General features: G+C 61.6%; 1 protein-coding gene and 1 pseudogene. Both read left to right on the forward strand.

Annotated elements, in window-relative coordinates:
• The coding region (locus tag U5A67_RS40440; protein ID WP_321818834.1) for an electron transfer flavoprotein subunit beta/FixA family protein at positions 1-586 on the forward strand (586 nt) is incomplete at its 5' end.
• Between the two features lie 15 nt (positions 587-601).
• Positions 602-784 (forward strand): annotated as a pseudogene (locus U5A67_RS40445) (electron transfer flavoprotein subunit alpha/FixB family protein); the annotation flags it as partial.

The raw sequence follows: 784 nt of genomic DNA on the forward strand, positions 1-784 counted from the left end.
GACGGAAGTGATTGCTGTGTCCGCAGGTGTGGCGCAGGCGCAGGAAACGCTGCGCACGGCGCTGGCGATCGGCGCGGATCGCGCGATCCTGATCGAGTCGAACGAAGACCTGCAGCCGCTGGCTGTCGCGAAGCTTTTGAAGGCACTCGTCGACAAGGAACAGCCGCAACTGGTCATCCTCGGCAAGCAGGCCATCGACGACGATTCGAACCAGACCGGCCAGATGCTCGCCGCACTGGCGGATCTGCCGCAAGCGACCTTCGCTTCGAAGATCACGGTAGCTGATGGCAAGGCGACGGTTGCGCGTGAAGTCGACGGCGGCGCGGAAACGCTCTCGCTGACGCTGCCCGCAGTGGTTACGACGGATCTGCGTCTGAACGAGCCGCGCTACGTCACGCTGCCGAACATCATGAAGGCGAAGAAGAAGCCGCTGGAAACGATCAAGCCCGAAGACCTGGGTGTGGACGTCACGCCGCGTCTGAAGACCCTGAAGGTTGCCGAGCCGCCCAAGCGCAGCGCAGGCGTGAAGGTCGCAGACGTGAAGACGCTGGTCGAGAAGCTGAAGACCGAAGCCAAGGTGCTGTAAGGGGAGCTAAGTAAAATGACGAATCTGGTTATTGCTGAACACGACGGTCATTCGATCAAGGCAGCGACGCTGAACACGGTTGCCGCAGCGCAGAAGATTGGCGGCGACGTGCACGTGCTGATCGCGGGTCACAACGCTCAAGCTGCGGCTGACGCAGCAGCGAAGATTGCAGGCGTTTCGAAGGTGCTACTCGCCGAT

The sequence above is a fragment of the Paraburkholderia sp. J69-1 genome, assembly GCF_905220255.1.
Classification (GTDB): Bacteria; Pseudomonadota; Gammaproteobacteria; order Burkholderiales; family Burkholderiaceae; genus Paraburkholderia.